At 76.0% G+C, this 15,773-nt stretch carries 11 protein-coding genes; 7 read left to right on the top strand and 4 right to left on the bottom strand.

The genetic code is table 11. From position 1 onward, the window contains the following. The first annotated feature begins 6 nt into the window (after positions 1–6). The 4 genes from rfaE2 to R2E43_RS07390 all read left to right on the top strand — a co-directional run bounded on the left by rfaE2 (position 7) and on the right by R2E43_RS07390 (position 4,926). Positions 7–1,386, top strand: coding sequence for a D-glycero-beta-D-manno-heptose 1-phosphate adenylyltransferase (gene rfaE2, locus R2E43_RS07405; RefSeq protein ID WP_161270276.1), 1,380 nt, complete (start codon positions 7–9; stop codon positions 1,384–1,386). A gap of 680 nt (positions 1,387–2,066) precedes the next feature. After that, positions 2,067–3,083, top strand: coding sequence for a glycosyltransferase family 9 protein (locus R2E43_RS07400; protein WP_161270568.1), 1,017 nt, complete (start codon positions 2,067–2,069; stop codon positions 3,081–3,083). Then, a complete protein-coding gene (locus R2E43_RS07395) occupies positions 3,080–4,033 on the top strand; it encodes a glycosyltransferase family 2 protein (RefSeq protein ID WP_011030725.1) in 954 nt (317 codons plus the stop codon). The genes R2E43_RS07400 and R2E43_RS07395 overlap by 4 nt, the downstream gene beginning before the upstream one ends. Then, positions 4,030–4,926 carry a glycosyltransferase family 2 protein gene (locus R2E43_RS07390; protein WP_106518870.1) on the top strand — a complete coding sequence of 299 codons (897 nt, stop codon included), beginning with the start codon at positions 4,030–4,032 and terminating at the stop codon, positions 4,924–4,926. Before R2E43_RS07395 ends, R2E43_RS07390 begins: the two co-directional genes overlap by 4 nt. Before the next feature lie 48 nt (positions 4,927–4,974). On the opposite strand, the gene R2E43_RS07385 is transcribed toward R2E43_RS07390, so the two are convergent. Further along, positions 4,975–5,913, bottom strand: a complete 939-nt coding sequence (locus tag R2E43_RS07385; RefSeq protein WP_016327645.1) for a polysaccharide pyruvyl transferase family protein — start codon at positions 5,911–5,913, stop codon at positions 4,975–4,977. Between the two features lie 414 nt (positions 5,914–6,327). Between R2E43_RS07385 and R2E43_RS07380 the strand changes: the two genes are divergently transcribed. Then, positions 6,328–7,434: a winged helix DNA-binding domain-containing protein gene (locus tag R2E43_RS07380; RefSeq protein WP_106518872.1), complete on the top strand. Its 1,107-nt coding sequence runs from the start codon at positions 6,328–6,330 to the stop codon at positions 7,432–7,434. Between the two features lie 322 nt (positions 7,435–7,756). Here the strand turns inward: R2E43_RS07380 and R2E43_RS07375 are convergent, their stop codons facing one another. Further along, complete coding sequence (locus tag R2E43_RS07375) at positions 7,757–10,588, bottom strand: helix-turn-helix transcriptional regulator (RefSeq protein WP_332056040.1); 2,832 nt, start codon at positions 10,586–10,588, stop codon at positions 7,757–7,759. A 159-nt stretch (positions 10,589–10,747) separates the two neighbouring features. After that, positions 10,748–11,587, bottom strand: coding sequence for a helix-turn-helix transcriptional regulator (locus R2E43_RS07370; protein WP_011030730.1), 840 nt, complete (start codon positions 11,585–11,587; stop codon positions 10,748–10,750). A 124-nt stretch (positions 11,588–11,711) separates the two neighbouring features. Here R2E43_RS07370 and ibuL point away from each other — a divergent pair, with 124 nt between their 5' ends. Together ibuL and lbuL are read left to right on the top strand one after the other, a co-directional pair. Next, entirely contained in the window at positions 11,712–13,388 is a 1,677-nt protein-coding gene (gene ibuL, locus R2E43_RS07365) for an isobutyrate:CoA ligase IbuL (protein ID WP_193485381.1), read from the top strand. Next, positions 13,385–15,010: a linear/branched/unsaturated fatty acid:CoA ligase LbuL gene (gene lbuL / locus R2E43_RS07360; RefSeq protein ID WP_106518886.1), complete on the top strand. Its 1,626-nt coding sequence runs from the start codon at positions 13,385–13,387 to the stop codon at positions 15,008–15,010. Before ibuL ends, lbuL begins: the two co-directional genes overlap by 4 nt. 185 nt (positions 15,011–15,195) lie before the next feature. On the opposite strand, the gene R2E43_RS07355 is transcribed toward lbuL, so the two are convergent. After that, entirely contained in the window at positions 15,196–15,738 is a 543-nt protein-coding gene (locus R2E43_RS07355; protein ID WP_011030733.1) for a hypothetical protein, read from the bottom strand. Positions 15,739–15,773 lie beyond the last annotated feature (35 nt).

The raw sequence follows: 15,773 nt of genomic DNA, 5'->3' as shown, positions 1-15,773 counted from the left end.
GGACCCATGGCCGTCAGGACGGACAGGACCCCCCTGGTCGTGGTCGGCGACGCGCTGCTCGACCGCGACCTGACCGGCACCGCCGACCGGCTCGCACCGGACGCGCCCGTCCCGGTTGTCCAGGAGTGCGCCGAGCGGATCCGCCCGGGCGGCGCCGCCCTCGCCGCGTACCTCGCCGCCCGCGACGGCCGCGAGGTCACGCTGATCGCGGGCGTGGGCGAGGACCCGGCCGGTCTCGCCCTGCGCGAACTGCTCGCCCCCTGGCTGAAGCTGATCCCGTTGCCGCTGACCGGCACGGTGCCGGAGAAGACCCGGGTCCTCGCCCAGGACCGCCCCGTGGTCCGCCTCGACCGCGGCGGCGGCCGGGTCCGCGAGGCGACGGACGAGGCCCGCGACGCGCTGGGTTGCGCCCGTGCCGTCCTGGTCTCCGACTACGGCCGCGGCGCGGCGGACGCCCTGCGCGACGTGCTCGCCGCGCGCCCGCCGCTGGTCTGGGACCCGCACCCGCGCGGTGGACCGCCGGTTCCCGGCACCCGCCTGGTGACGCCCGCCGAGAAGGAGGCGCACGGCTTCGCGCCGTCCGAGGGCCGCCCGGGGGGCGGGCTGCGGGCCGCCGCGCTCAACGCCGCCGCCCTGGTACGCGACTGGCGGGTGGCCGCCGTGACGGTCACCCTCGGCTCGCGCGGCGCGCTCCTGTCCTACGGCGAACACCCCCTCCTCGTCCCCGCGCCCGCCGCCCACCACGGCGACTCCTGCGGCGCGGGGGACCGGTTCGCGGCCACCGCGGCCGGGCTGCTCGCCGACGGCGCGCTGGTGGGCGAGGCCGTCGAGGGCGCGGTGGGCGCCGCCACGGCCTTCGTCGCCGCGGGCGGCGCGGCCGCCGTGCCGCCGGCCGGCTCCGAACGGGCGCTCGCCGCACTCCCCGACACCGACGACCCCGGCGCCCTGGCCGCCCGGATCCGCGCCGAACACGGCACGGTCGTCGCCGCCGGCGGCTGCTTCGACCTGCTGCACGCCGGACACGTCGGCCTCCTCCAGGCCGCCCGGCGGCTCGGCGACTGCCTGGTCGTCTGCGTCAACTCCGACGCCTCGGTCCGGCGCGGCAAGGGCGGCGGCCGCCCCGTCAACCCCCTCGCCGACCGCGTCCGCGTCCTGCGCGCCCTCGCCTGCGTCGACGCGGTCGCCGTCTTCGACGAGGACACCCCCGAACGCCTCCTCGGCGAACTGCGCCCCGACGTCTGGGTCAAGGGCGGCGACTACGCCGGCGCCGACCTCCCCGAGGCCGGGCTCCTGAAGGAGTGGGGCGGACAGGCGGTCCTCCTGCCCTACCTCGACGGCCGCTCCTCCACCGCCCTGCTGGCCCGCGCCGCCGAGGGAGCCCGATGAGGCCCGCCGCCCCGGCCCGCCCCCCGGCCGGCGCCGCGCCGGTCCGTCCTCTCGTCGGCGCCGCGGCGGTCCGTCCCCTCGCCGCCGGCACCGAGCCGGGCACCCAACCGCCCGCGGTCGTCGTGAGCCACCCGACCGACCCGCCCCCGCCGACGCACGCGCTCCGCGCGCCGGGACCGGGACCGCAGCCCTCACGGCACGGCGCACGGCCCACGTCGGCCACGGCGTACGACCGTCCACCGGCCGGCCCGGGAGGGCCCGCCCGGGCGACGAGGATGACGGGCCCGGCGTCCGGCGTCCGGCCGTCCGCCGTCCTGAGAGGGCACACGAACGGCGCGGGGACGGTGGCGTCGCCGGCCGGGCCGGTCCACAAAGCGCCGGTCCGGGCGGCACGCGGCGGGATCGTCGGTGCCGGGCGGCGCGGCGGGGACCGGGCCGTCGTCGGCCAGGGGCAGGGGGCCCGTGCCGTGCGTGCCGCCCGTGGCGCGACCCCGGCCCGGCCGGCGGACGCCCGTGACGTGTCCGCGGGCGGCCGGGTGGCCGGTTCGGGTGCGGCGACGCCGCTGTCCCAGCCCGGGGAGGGCCGCTCCGGGTTCCCCGGGTCGGCCGGCGGGCCGGTGACTGGTGACCCGGTGCATCCGCCGGTCGCCGCCACTGTGCGCCGGGGTGGTGCCGGGACGGTGCGGGAAGGACCGGACCCGGTCGGCAGCGGCGAGGGCGGAGGCGTCCCCCGCGTGCTCGTGCTGCGGGCCCTCGGGCTCGGGGACCTGCTGGCCGCAGTGCCCGCCCTGCGGGCGTTGCGGCGGGCTTATCCCGGGCACGAGCTGGTGCTGGCCGCCCCCGCCGAACTGGCCCCCGTGGCCGCGGCCACCGGCGCCGTGGACCGGGTACTGCCCGCCGCCGCACCCGGGCGGGCCGTCCCGCACGCCCTCGACTGGACCGGGCCGCCCCCCGACGTCGCCGTCGACCTGCACGGCAACGGGCCGCCCAGTCACCGCCTGCTGAGCCGGCTCGGCCCGCGGCGGCTGCTGGCGTTCGCGCACCCCGGGACCCCCGAGGTGGACGGCCCGCCCTGGTACGCCGAGGAACACGAGCGCGAGCGGTGGTGCCGGCTGCTGCGCGGGTACGGCATCGACGCCGACGCCCGCGACCTGCGGCTGCCGCGCCCCGACGCACCGTCCCCCGCCCCCGGCGCCGTCGTCCTGCACCCCGGGGCGGGCGCCCCCGCCCGCTGCTGGCCCGTGGAGCGGTACGCGGTCGTCGCCGAGGCGCTGCGCGCCCGCGGGCGCCGGGTCGTCGTCACCGGGGGAGCGGACGAGGCGGACCTGGTGGCCCGGCTGGCCAAGCGGGCCGGCCTGCCCGACACGGACGTGTTCGGCGGCGGCCTGCCCTACGGCCGGCTCTCCGCCCTGGTCGCGGACGCCCGCGCCGTCGTCAGCGGCGACACCGGCATCGCCCACCTCGCCGTCGCCCACGCCACGCCCTCCGTGACCCTCTTCGGCCCGGTCCCGCCCAGCCGTTGGGGCCCGCCGCCCGACCCCCGCCACCGCGCCCTGTGGCATCCGGGCCCGGACGGCGACCCGCACGGCCGACGCACCGACCCCGCGCTGCTGCGGATCACCCCCGACGCCGTACTCGACGCATGTGACGCGCTCGACGCGCTCGACACCCCGGACGCCCCGGAAGAGGGACCATGAACCACCCCGCGCACCACGGCCCGACGGTCACCCCAAAACGGCGCCACCCCGACTCCACCGGAGCGGCCCCCGTCGGCATCGTCATCGCCACCCGGAACCGCCGCGCGAGCCTCGCCGTCACCGTCCGGAACCTGCTCGCCCTGCCCGAACGGCCCGACGTCCTCGTCGTCGACAACGCCTCCACCGACGACACCCGCGCCATGCTGGCCCGCGACTTCCCCCAGGTCCGCGTCCTCCCCCTGCCGTACAACCGCGGCGCCCTCGCCCGCACCCACGGTGTGCGCGCCCTCGACACCCCGTACGTCGCGTTCAGCGACGACGACTCCTGGTGGGCGCCGGGCGCCCTCGGCGCCGCCGCCCGGCACTTCGACGACCACCCCCGGCTCGGCCTGCTCTCCGCCCGCACCCTCGTCGGCCCCGGCGACGCCGCCGACCCCCTCAACGACCTGCTCGCCGACTCCCCCCTCGGCACGGCCACCGACCTCCCCGGCACCCAGGTGCTCGGCTTCCTCGGCTGCGCCGCCGTCGCCCGCCGCACCGCCTACCTGGACGCGGGCGGCTACCACCCGCTGCTCTTCTTCGGCGGTGAGGAGACCCTCCTCGCCTACGACTTGGCGGCCCGCGGCTGGGGCGTCACGCACTGCCCCGACGTCATCGCCCACCACCACCCGCACCCCCGCCCGCGCACCGGCCGTCCGGCCGTCGTACGGCGCAACGCACTCCTCACCGCCTGGCTGCGCCGCCCGCTGCCGCACGCACTGGCCCGCACCCGGGCCCTCGCCGCCGACGCCCGCCGCGACCCGCACGCCCGGCACGCCCTGCGCGAGACCCTCACCCGCCTGCCCGCCGCGCTGCGCGCCCGCAGGCCCCTGCCCCCGCACGTGGAACGGGCCGCACGCCTCCTCGACGGAGCCGACGGACCCGACGGACCCGGCGGGGCGGTCTCATGACGGACGCCCGGACCACCGTCGTCGTCATCACCCACAACCGGTGCGCGGAACTCCTGCGCACCCTGGACCGGCTCGCCGAACTCCCCGAGCGGCCGGCGGTGATCGTCACGGACAACGGTTCCACCGACGGCACGGCCGCCGCCGTCGCCCGCCACCACCCCGGCGTACGGCTCCTGCGCTCCGGCCGCAACCTGGGCGCCGTCGGCCGCAACCTGGCGGTCCGCCAGGTCACGACCCCCTACGTCGCCTTCTGCGACGACGACTCCTGGTGGGCGCCCGGTTCCCTGTCCGGGGCCGCGGACCTGCTCGACCGGTACCCGGCGGTCGGCTCGGTCACCGCCCGCATCCTGGTCGAACCGGAGGGCACCGAGGACCCGATCGTCGAGGAACTGCGCGACTCGCCCGTGCCCCGCCCCGACTGGCTCCCGGGACCGGCGCTCGGCTCCTTCCTGGCCGCCGCGACCGTCCTGCGCACCGACGCCTTCCGGGCCGCGGGCGGCTTCCACCCCCGGCTGTGGCTGGGCGGCGAGGAGGAGCTGCTCGCCGCCGACCTCGCCGCGAACGGCTGGTGGCTGACGTACGCCGGACAACTGACGATCCATCACCATCCGTCCGGGATACGGGACTCGACCGTGCGCCGGTCCCACGGCATCCGCAACACCCTGTGGTTCACCTGGCTGCGCCGCCCGGTCGGCCCCGCCCTGCGCCGCACCCTGCACCTGGCCCGTACCGTGCCCCGCGACACCGCGTCCCTGCGCGCCTTCGCGGAGGCGACGGCCGCCCTGCCGTGGGTGCTGCGCGAACGCCGGGTGCTGCCGCCGGAGGTGGAGGCCCGGCTGCGCGCCCTGGAACCCGCCCAGCGCGACTCGACGGCCCGCAGCTACACCGGCTGACCGGGCCCGTCGCCGTGCCGGGACCCGGCCAACCGCCCGGCGGCGCCGTCATCGCCACCGCACCGCGTCCGACGTGTCCCGCAAGGCCGCCACCAGGCCGTCCGCCGCGTCCGGCACCGGGTCCGCCGCCCGGAACTCCGCGGCGATCCGCGCCGCCGCCGCCCGCCCGTCGGCCAGGCACCAGTCCCACCAGGGCCCCAGCACCCCCTCCGCGGGTGCCCCCGCCAGCCGTTCGGCGGCCACCAGCGCCGGCCAGGCGCAGGCACGGGCCTGCGCCGTCACCTTAGCGCCGCCCTCGACCGGATCCACCGCCAGCACCGGCACACCGGCCCGCAGCGCGAGCACCAGACCGTGCAGCCGGTCGGTGACCACCAGGTCCAGGCGGGCCAGCACGGCCTCCAGCTGGGCCGGTGTGCCGCACAGCCGCCAGTCGTGCGCGTCCAGCCGGGTCTCCAGCTCCAGCCGGGCACAGTCCCGCCCGGCCAGCCAGCCGGTCAGCGCGGCGGCGACCTCCTCGTGCCGTCGCCGCCCCGCGTACTCGTGCTGCCCGTGGGTGAGCACCACCCCGACGACGGGCACCTCGGGGAGCGCCGGAGCGCGGGCCGCGAGGTCCACGCCCGGACCGGTGCCGGCGGCGTCCCGGGCCAGCACCCGGTGGAAGCCGGTGACGGCGGGGGAGCGGGGATCGACCACGGAGACCCCGACGGCGATCCGCACGCAGTGCGCGAACCGCCGGTGCAACTCCTCGACCTGCGGCCCGTGCACCGGCCCGCACACGAACACCAGCCGGGAGTACGCCGCCGGGTCCACGTCGTCGAAGTGCGTGCCTTCGGCGCGGAACCCGGGGCTCCACACGACGTCGTACGCCAGCCCCGCGTCCCGCAGCACCCGCTCCACCCGCGCCAGCGCCAGCACGTCCCCGGCCGTCGCCTCCCCGTGCAGGAAGCTGAACCAGCCGGTCACCAGGATTGCGTCCCGTCCGTGCACAGTGCCACCGGGTGCCCAGCCGACGGCCCGGCAACCAACGGCACGGCGACCGCGTGCGCCGGGGCAGCGGGTCCCCGGGGCCGGGGAGACGGCGCCGGGACCCGGAGCGGAGGGGAGCGGCTCGTGAACCCGTCGCGCAACGCGGTCAACCGCACCCTGCTGACCGGGGCCGCCCTGCCGGCCGGCGGCGGACGGCTGGCGCTCACCTCGGACCCGGTCGCCGGGCGACTGCCCGGATGCCTGTCCCCCTGGCAGCGGGGACGGTGCCGCTGGACCGGGGCGGCCCCGCCGGCCTGCGCGACCGCGCCCGGCCCGGCTCCGGGAGCGCGCCGTGCCCCCGTCCGGCCGCGGACCCCGGCGCTCGCCGGGGAAAGAGGACAGGGTCCGTCCTCGATCCCGGCTACCGTGCAGGGCATGACGACCAAGGCAGGAACGACCGCCCCCGTCCTCGGTATCCGCGCCCTCAACCGCGCCACCCTGGCCCGCCAGTTGCTGCTGCGCCGCGCGTCGATGTCCGCCGAGGCCGCGGTCGCCCACCTCGTCGGGCTCCAGGCCCAGAGTGTGAAGCCCCCGTACTACGCGCTCGCCGCCCGCCTCGACGGCTTCACGCCCGAGGACCTGTCCGCGCCGATGGCCGACCGCCGCGTCGCCCGGCTCGTCACCCTGCGCTCGACCATCCACACCCACACCGCCGACGACTGCCTCACCCTGCGGCCCCTGGTGCAGGCCGCCCGCGAACGGGAGTTGAGAACGTTCCGCGAGGGACTGACCGGCGTCGACCTGGACCGGCTCGCCCGCCTCGCCCGGGAACTGGTCGAGGCCGAGCCGCGCACTCCCGGGCAGTTGCGTCAGGCCCTCGGCGCCGAGTGGCCCGACGCCGACCCGCAGGCCCTGTCCGTCGCCGCCCGCTGCCGGCTCCCGCTCGTCCAGGTGACGCCGCGCGGCCTGTGGGGCCGCAGCGGTCAGGTCACGCTCACCACCGCCGAGCACTGGCTGGGCCGCCCCGCGCGTCCGGAGCCCGCACCGGACGACACCGTGCTGCGCTACCTGGCCGCGTTCGGACCCGCGTCGGTGAAGGACATGCAGACCTGGGCCGGCCTGACCCGGCTCCGGGACGCCTTCGAGCGGCTGCGCCCCCGTCTCGTCACCTTCCGGGACCCCGGCGGCACCGAACTCTTCGACCTCCCCGACGCGCCGCGCCCCGACCCGGACACCCCGGCCCCGCCGCGCTTCCTGCCCGAGTTCGACAACCTGCTCCTCTCCCACGCCGACCGCGCCCGCGTCGTCCCGCCCGCGCACAAGGGCCGCACCTGGAAGAAGAACCAGGCCTACCGCGTCCTGCTCGCCGACGGCTTCGTGGCCGGACTGTGGAAGCTCGAGGACGACGCCCTGGTCGTCGAGGCCTTCGACCGCCCCCCGAAGCGGCAGCGGGACGAGATCGCGGCCGAGGGCGAGCGGATGCTCGCGACCATGCACCCCGGCACCGCGTACGACGTCCGCTTCGGGACCGTACGGGACTGACATGGAGAGGGGGCGCTGCGGGCCGCTCGTGGAGGCCCGCAACGCCCCCCGGTCTTGCACCTGAGGGATGCTCAGGGTGTCAAACGGTGGCGGTCGGTCTGGAGCGGGTGAGCCCGGACATGAGTCTCCTCAAGGGGTAGCCGGTGGGGGGTCGCACGGGCGTGGGGGGTTTGACGGGGGTCTCGGGACAGACCCCCGTTTGCCCGGGCGAGCGGCACAGGCTCACGCTAGAACCGGCGGTCCGGACCGCCCAATGAGGGAACCCCCTAAGGGCGTCGGGCAGGGAAAACCCTCGGTTTACCGCCGGTAAACCCGGCCGTTCTCAGTCGGGGCGCCGGCCCGCCGCCAGGCGGACGATGTCGACCCGGGACCGGATCCCCAGCTTGCGGTAGACGCGTGTGAGCGTCGCCTCCACGGTCTTGACGCTGACGAACAGCCGGGCGGCGATCTCCCGGTTGGTCGCGCCCTCCATCACGAGCGCGGCCACCTGACGCTCCATCGAGGCCAGCCCCGCCAGACCGTCCGGCTCGGCGGCCGGCACCGGGGCCGGTCCGGACGCCCGCACCGCGACGGCGGCCTCCACCCGCCGCAGCCAGGGCAGCGCCCGGCACCGCCGGAACAGCCGCGCCGCCTCGTCGTACGACGCCGGCTCCGGGGCCCGCCCCGGCCGTTCGGCGTGCAACTCGGCCAGCGCGAAAACCGCCCGGGCCTCCTCCAGACCGAAGCCCAGCCCGGCCAGCCGCTCCCGTGCCGACGTCAACCGGGCGACGGCCGCCCGGTGTTCGCCCCGCGCCGCCCGCACCAGCGCCTCGGACCGGTCGAGGGCGGCGAGCACGCTCTGGCGCCCGAGCCGCAGCGCGTGCGCCCGGGCGACCTCGATGACGTCCATGGCCTCGGCCGGCTCCCCGGTGCGCACCAGCGCCTCCGCGAGATCGCCCTGCCACCGGCCGCGCGCCGGGTCGGTGATGCCCGCCCCCGCCTCCAGCTCCCGCACCCGGCGCAGCGCCCGTACGGCCGCCGTCGCGTCGCCCGCCACCAGGTGCGCGTGACCGAGCGCGGCCAGCGCCCGGGACAGGTACACGGCGTCCCCGTCGCCCTCCGACCGCCGTACCGCCTCCCGGGCCAGCTCCAGGGCCCGGTCGGGGTCGCCGCCCGCGGCCTCGGCGAGCGCGGCCTGCATCGCGCCCGCGCCCTCCCCGATGCCCGCGTCGCGCGCCAGGGTGAGGCTCTCCCGGGACAGTTCGAGGGCCCGGCCGCAGTGGCCGGAGTGCAGCTCGGTCTCCGCGAGGAAACGCAGGTAGTGGACCTCGCTCTCGGCCATGCCGCGGCGGCGCACCTCGCGCAGCAGCGCGGTGACGGTGGTCCGCGCCTCGGCCAGCCGGTCGCTCATCACCAGCCACCGGAAGCGGGAGGAGCCGGCCCCGTTGTGATGGCACGCCACCCGCGGGTCCTGCGGCTCCTGGAGCGCCCGCTGGATGGTCGCCGGAGCACCCGGATGACCCATCAGCGTCTCCGCCTGCGCCTGGAACGCGAGCGCGAGCAGCTCGGTACTCCGCTCCCCGGCCCGCGCCGCCAGCCGGGCCGCGTGCGCGGCCTCCTCCCGGCCCTGGGCGAAGTCGCCCTGCACCACCAGGGAGCGCCAGGCCAGCTGGTAGTGGACCAGGGCGAGCAGCCGGGGATCGTCGCCCGCGTCGGCCAGCGCCTGCGGGAAGACGGCGTCGACCTCGCCGATGGCCTGCCCGGCCGCCTCGATCACCGCCATCCAGGCCCGCACCCGCTCGCCGGGCGCGGTGGCCCGGGTCAGCACCTCCCGGGCGACGTCCCGCGCGAGGTCCTGCTCGCCCGCGGTGATCGCGTCCTCGGCGGCCGTCAGCCGGCGCTCGTCCGGGCCCGGCGTGCCGTCCGCCGGGGTGTGGCGGGCGGCGAGCAGCCCCAGCGAGGCGGCCACCGACGGCGCCCCGCGGTCCCGGGCCAGCGCGGCGGCCTCCGCCAGCCGGGCCGCCACCTCGGGGTCGGTGCCGGTGGTGGCCAGCGCCAGGTGCCGGGCGCGCTCGATCGGGTCGGAGGCGGCCGTGGACAGCGCGGCGTGCGCGGCCCGCCGTTCCGGCGCCGGAGCCTCGGCGTACAGCGCGGCCGAGATCAGCGGGTGCGCGAACCGCAGGGTCGGGCCCTCCGGGTCGGGCGCCAGCAGCCCGAGCGCCGCCGCCTGCGCGGTCTCCGCCTCGGCGTTCTCCCGGCCGGCCGCGCGCAGCAGCGCCGGGGTGGGGCGGGCGCCGGCGCTGGCCACCAGGAGGGTGCGGCGGGCCTCGCCCGAGAGCATCTCCAGGCGGGACAGGACCAGGGCGCGCAGCGAGGTCGGCACCGGCAGCGGCTCGCCCGGGCGCGGTGCGGCGGGGCTCTCGGCCAGCGCCCGGCCCAGCTCCAGGGCGAACAGCGGGTTGCCGCCGCTGGTGCGGTGGATGTCCCGGACGGTGGAACGGTGCAGGCCCGAGTAGCCGCGTTCGTCGAGCAGCGCCGACACCTGGGCGCGGGTCAGCGGCCCGAGGCGGACCGCGCGGGTGTCCGGCGGCGAGGCCCGCAGATGGCGGTCGTACTCGGCGTCGTCCGTCTCGGTCCCCTCGGTCCGCACCGCGCACAGCAGCCGTACCGGGGTCTCGCCCAGGCGGCGGGCGGCGAAGCCGAGGAGCTCCGCGCTGGCCGGATCGAGCCACTGGAGGTCGTCGGCGACGACGAGGACGGGCCCCTCGGCGGCGAGGGCGCGCAGCGCGGACAGCACGGCCAGGCGCAGCGCCAGCCCGTCGCGCCGCAGGGTGGACTCGCCGCGGCCGGTGAGCGCCGACTCCAGCGCGGTGCGCTGCGCGGCGGGCAGCGCACCGGAGACCTCGTCGAGGACCTGCCCCAGGAGGTCGGCGAGGGCGAGGAAGGGGAGATGGGACTCGGACTCGGTGGCCGAGCAGCGCAGTACGGTGTGCGCCGTGCGGGCGTACTCCGCCGCCAGGGTGCGCAGGACCGTCGACTTTCCGATTCCGGCGGGGCCGTGCAGCAGCACACTGCCGCCCCGGGCGAGCTGCTCACGCGCCGCGCCGAACGACCCCTCCCGCCCGATGACCAGGTCGGAGCGGTATCCGGCAGCCTCCGCGAAGTCCCGTGGCACGGTGACCGCTCCCCTCCGTGTGGCGTGTCCGGGCCAATATTAGGCAACGGCGCATCGCGTTACGGAGGGTCGGCGAGGTGACCCGAACAACAAACGGGCCACCGGAGAGAATCGAGCACGGCCGGAAAGGCCCGCGCCCGCCGCGTCCCGGCCCGCCCCCTACGGCAGCCACCCCGTCCGGCGGGCGGCCGCGACGGCCTCCGTGCGGGTGCGGGCGCCCAGCTTGCGCATCGCCGAGCGCAGATAGCTCTTGACGGTCTCCGGACCCACCCCGAGCCGCTCCGCCGCCGCCCCGTTCGTCGCGCCCGCCGCCACGCAGGCCAGTACGTCCACCTCGCGCGGCGCCAGCCGGGGCCCCGGCACGGGGCCGCTCCCCGCCACCAGCAGACCGCACGCGCGCAAAAGCTCGTCCCGCAGCGCCGGGTCCGTGATCCTCGGGACCAGCGCCCGCAGCGCCGCGTGCGCCTCCCGCACCTGTTCCCAGCCCGCGCCGCCCGCCGCACCCGGCGCGGGCGCACCCGGCGCGGCCGCCGCCAGCAGGTCGTCCGCCTCGTCCCGCAGCACCAGCGCCTGCTCCGCGTCCCGCGCCGCCGCCACGGCCGCGCTCAGCGTGCGGTCGCCCAGCGGCTGGGCCGTGCGCAGGGCGCCGTACAGGACGCCGCGCACCCGGCGCCGTACGACCACCGGCACCGCGAGGACCGAGCGCAGGCCCTCGGCGGCGACGGGCAGGTCGTACTCGTGGCTGATCTGCCGGGAGACGGAGTAGTCCGTCACCGCGCAGGGCCGCGACAGCGCCACCGCCCGGCCACCGAGCCCGTTGCCCGCCGTCACCGCCAGCGCGCTGAGCGCCGTCGTGGCGGTGCCGCTCAGCTCGCTGATGCGCACCTGGCGCCGTCCGGACTCGACGAGACCGCCGAAGGCGACGGGCAGCCCGGTCGTGCGCCGCAGCCGCACCAGCGCGCTGCGGATCTGAGCCGCGTCCACCGCGTCCACCGCCACCCGTTCCGCCCTCCCTCGTGATCGTTCCGGGACGCACACCCCCGTTCGGGGGTAGTGAGACCCACATCACGGATTACACGATGGCACAGAGCCGCCCGGCAAGGTCCGGCACCGAGGAGGACAGATGACGACGGCCACGGAGCTGTTCCGCACCGCACGGGACTTCCTGCTGGAACACCGCGAGGACTACACCGCCGCCTACGAGGGGTTCCGGTGGCCCCGCCCCGCGAACTTCAACTGGGCGCTGGACTGGTTCGACGTCGTCGCCGAGGGCAACGGGCGCACCGCCCTGCACATCGTCGAGGAGGACGGCCGCGAGGTCCGGGTCTCCTTCGCCGAGATGTCCGCCCGCTCCAACCGGGTCGCGAACCGCCTGCGCGAATGGGGCGTCGGCCCGGAGGACCGCATCCTCGTGATGCTCGGCAACCAGGCCGAGCTGTGGGAGACCGCGCTGGCCGCGATGAAACTGCGCGCGGTCGTCATCCCGGCCACCACCCTGCTCGGCCCCGCCGACCTGCGCGACCGCGTCGACCGCGGCCGGGTCGGGCACGTGATCGCGCGCGCCGAGGACACCGGCAAGTTCGACGACGTGCCCGGCCACTACACGCGCGTCGCCGTGGGCGGCGCAACGCCGGCCGCCGGCTGGCGGGCCTACGAGGACGTGTACGGCGCCTCCGACACCTTCACCCCGGACGGCCCGACCGCCGCCGACGACCCGCTGATGCTGTACTTCACCTCCGGCACCACCGCCCGCCCCAAACTGGTCGAGCACACCCACGTGTCGTACCCCGTCGGCCACCTGGCGACCATGTACTGGATCGGGCTCAAGCCCGGCGACGTGCACCTCAACATCTCCTCGCCCGGCTGGGCCAAGCACGCCTGGTCGAACCTGTTCGCGCCGTGGAACGCCGAGGCCACCGTCTTCCTGTACAACTACACGCGGTTCGACGCGACCCGCCTGATGGCCGAGATGGACCGGGCCGGGGTGACCACCTTCTGCGCCCCGCCCACCGTGTGGCGCATGCTCATCCAGGCCGACCTCACCCGGCTCGCCACCCCGCCGCGCGAGGTCGTCGCCGCCGGTGAGCCGCTCAACCCCGAGGTGATCGAACAGGTCCGCCGCCTGTGGGGGAGGACCATCCGGGACGGCTTCGGCCAGACCGAGACCGCCGTCCAGGTCTCCAACAGCCCCGGCCAGGTGCTGAAGACCGGCTCGATGGGCCGCCCCAGCCCCGGCTACCGCGTCGAGCTGCTCGATCCGGTGACCGGCGCGCCCGGCGCCGCCGAGGGCGAGATCGCCCTGGACCTGTCCGACCACCCCGTGGGCCTGATGACCGGCTACCACGGCGACCCCGACCGCACCGCCGAGGCGATGGCCGGCGGCTACTACCGCACCGGCGACATCGGCGCCCGCGACGAGGACGGCTACCTCACCTACGTGGGCCGGGCCGACGACGTGTTCAAGGCCTCCGACTACAAGATCAGCCCCTTCGAGCTGGAGAGCGCGCTGCTGGAGCACGAGGCGGTCGCCGAGGCCGCGGTCGTGCCCGCCCCGGACGCACTGCGCCTCGCGGTGCCGAAGGCGTACATCGTGCTCGCGGCGGGCTGGGAGCCCGGACCGGACACCGCGAAGGTGCTCTTCGAGCACTCCCGCGACACGCTCGCCCCCTACAAGCGGGTGCGCCGCCTGGAGTTCGGCGAGCTGCCCAAGACCGTCTCGGGCAAGATCCGCCGCATCGAACTGCGGGAGGCCACGGCGGCCGGTTCCGTGAACGAGTACCGCGAGGAGGACTTCCGGTGACCGCACCCGCGCCCCAGCCGTCGTACGCGCACGGCACCAGCACCACCCCGCTGCTCGGCGACACCGTCGGCGCCAACCTCGGCCGCGCGATCGCCGCCCACCCGGACCGCGAGGCCCTCGTCGATGTCCCGTCCGGACGGCGCTGGACCTACGCCGAGTTCGGCGCCGCCGTCGACGAGCTGGCCCGGGGGCTGCTCGCGAAGGGCGTCACCAGGGGCGACCGGGTCGGCATCTGGGCGGTCAACTGCCCCGAGTGGGTCCTCGTCCAGTACGCCACCGCCCGCATCGGCGTCATCATGGTGAACGTCAACCCGGCGTACCGGGCTCACGAGTTGGAGTACGTCCTCCAGCAGTCCGGCATCAGCCTGCTGGTCGCCTCCCTCGCCCACAAGAGCAGCGACTACCGGGCGATCGTGGAGCAGGTCCGCGGCCGCTGCCCCGCGCTGCGCGAGACCGTCTACATCGGCGACCCGTCCTGGGACGCGCTCACCGCGGGCGCCGCCGCGGTGGAGCAGGACCGGGTCGACGCCCTGGCCGCCGAACTGAGCTGCGACGACCCGGTCAACATCCAGTACACCTCCGGCACCACCGGCTTCCCCAAGGGCGCCACCCTCTCCCACCACAACATCCTCAACAACGGCTACTGGGTGGGCCGCACGGTCGGCTACACGGAGCAGGACCGGGTCTGTCTGCCGGTGCCCTTTTATCACTGCTTTGGCATGGTGATGGGGAATCTGGGTGCCACCTCCCACGGCGCCTGCATCGTCATCCCCGCCCCGTCCTCCGAGCCGGCGGCCACGCTGGAGGCGGTGCAGCGGGAGCGGTGCACGTCCCTGTACGGCGTCCCGACCATGTTCATCGCGGAGCTGAACCTGCCGGACTTCGCCTCCTACGACCTCACCTCCCTGCGCACCGGCATCATGGCGGGCTCGCCCTGCCCGGTGGAGGTGATGAAGCGGGTGGTCGCCGAGATGCACATGGAGCAGGTCTCCATCTGCTACGGCATGACCGAGACCTCCCCGGTCTCCCTGCAGACCCGCATGGACGACGACCTCGAACACCGCACCGGCACCGTCGGCCGCGTCCTGCCGCACATCGAGGTCAAGGTCGTCGACCCGGTCACCGGCGTGACCCTGCCGCGCGGCGAGGCGGGCGAACTGCGCACCCGCGGCTACAGCGTGATGCTCGGCTACTGGGAGGAGCCCGGGAAGACCGCCGAGGCCATCGACCCGGGCCGCTGGATGCACACCGGGGACCTCGCGGTGATGCGCGAGGACGGATACGTCGAGATCGTCGGCCGCATCAAGGACATGATCATCCGGGGCGGCGAGAACATCTACCCGCGCGAGGTCGAGGAGTTCCTGTACGCCCACCCGAAGATCGCGGACGTCCAGGTCGTCGGCGTCCCGCACGAACGCTACGGCGAGGAGGTCCTGGCCTGCGTCGTCGTGCGCGACGCCGCCGACCCGCTCACCCTGGAGGAACTGCGCGCCTACTGCGCCGGGCAGCTCGCCCACTACAAGGTGCCCAGCCGCCTCCAGCTCCTCGACTCCTTCCCGATGACCGTCTCGGGGAAGGTGCGCAAGGTGGAGTTGCGGGAGCGGTACGGAACGCGCCCCTGACGGAAAAGGCCACCGACTGTTTCGGAATCAGCTTGATCCATCGCTTTCGGCACCGGTATCGGCCGCGGCGAAGAGGACCCTGAATTCCCATCCGGGGTCGGAATAAGGGGTTGCCCGCAACACGCCGGCCGGTGCGGCGAGGCGCACCGGCCGGGGGAGGGGCCGACGATGCTGATTGCAGGTCTCTACTTGGACGTCCTGATCTCGAGCAGCGCGAAATCGCGTCCCTCTTCGTCCGCGGTTTGCCCGACAGCCGTCCAGAGGTTCTTCTCGACGTCGAAGCTCTTCTCTTCGCCCTCGGTGGTCATGTCGACCTGAGTGTTGAAGTCGTTGCCCCGGATGCCGAAAACGGAGGGGATTTCCAGTGTCAGCCACCCGGATTTTCCGGAGACGTTGAAGCAGATCGCTTCGACCGACTCGTAGGACCAGACTTCGAGCTGATTGGTTCCGCTCTTGCAGTCGGCCAGCACGATGTGGCCGTCGCCCCGCTTGAGCCGGATACCCTTCTCCGCGAAGATCTGGTCGGCCTGCGGGTAATTGAAGTCCTCGACCGCGTAACCCGGGGCCTCGTCGGCGGCCGGCACGGCGGTTCGAGCCGCCGCGTCCGGCGAGCTACCCGAGCCGAAGACCACGATTGAGGCAACTCCGGCCGCCACGCAGACGGGCAGGGCTCGCCGCAAGAGCACTCTCCGCTTCGAACGCGACCCGTTCACACTGGTTGTGCTCATCACCACTCCCCCAGCAGCCCATTTAGCTGGCTATC

The organism is Streptomyces violaceoruber (genome assembly GCF_033406955.1).
Classification (GTDB): domain Bacteria; phylum Actinomycetota; class Actinomycetes; order Streptomycetales; family Streptomycetaceae; genus Streptomyces; species Streptomyces violaceoruber.
This window is presented reverse-complemented; position numbering and strand designations above follow the sequence as displayed.

Coding starts and splice junctions, on each gene's coding strand:
- rfaE2 (WP_161270276.1), top strand. CDS start 7: ATGGCCGTCAGGACGGACAGGACCCCCCTGGTCGTGGTCGGCGACGCG.
- R2E43_RS07395 (WP_011030725.1), top strand. CDS start 3,080: ATGAACCACCCCGCGCACCACGGCCCGACGGTCACCCCAAAACGGCGC.
- R2E43_RS07390 (WP_106518870.1), top strand. CDS start 4,030: ATGACGGACGCCCGGACCACCGTCGTCGTCATCACCCACAACCGGTGC.
- R2E43_RS07380 (WP_106518872.1), top strand. CDS start 6,328: ATGACGACCAAGGCAGGAACGACCGCCCCCGTCCTCGGTATCCGCGCC.
- ibuL (WP_193485381.1), top strand. CDS start 11,712: ATGACGACGGCCACGGAGCTGTTCCGCACCGCACGGGACTTCCTGCTG.
- R2E43_RS07355 (WP_011030733.1), bottom strand. CDS start 15,738: ATGAGCACAACCAGTGTGAACGGGTCGCGTTCGAAGCGGAGAGTGCTC.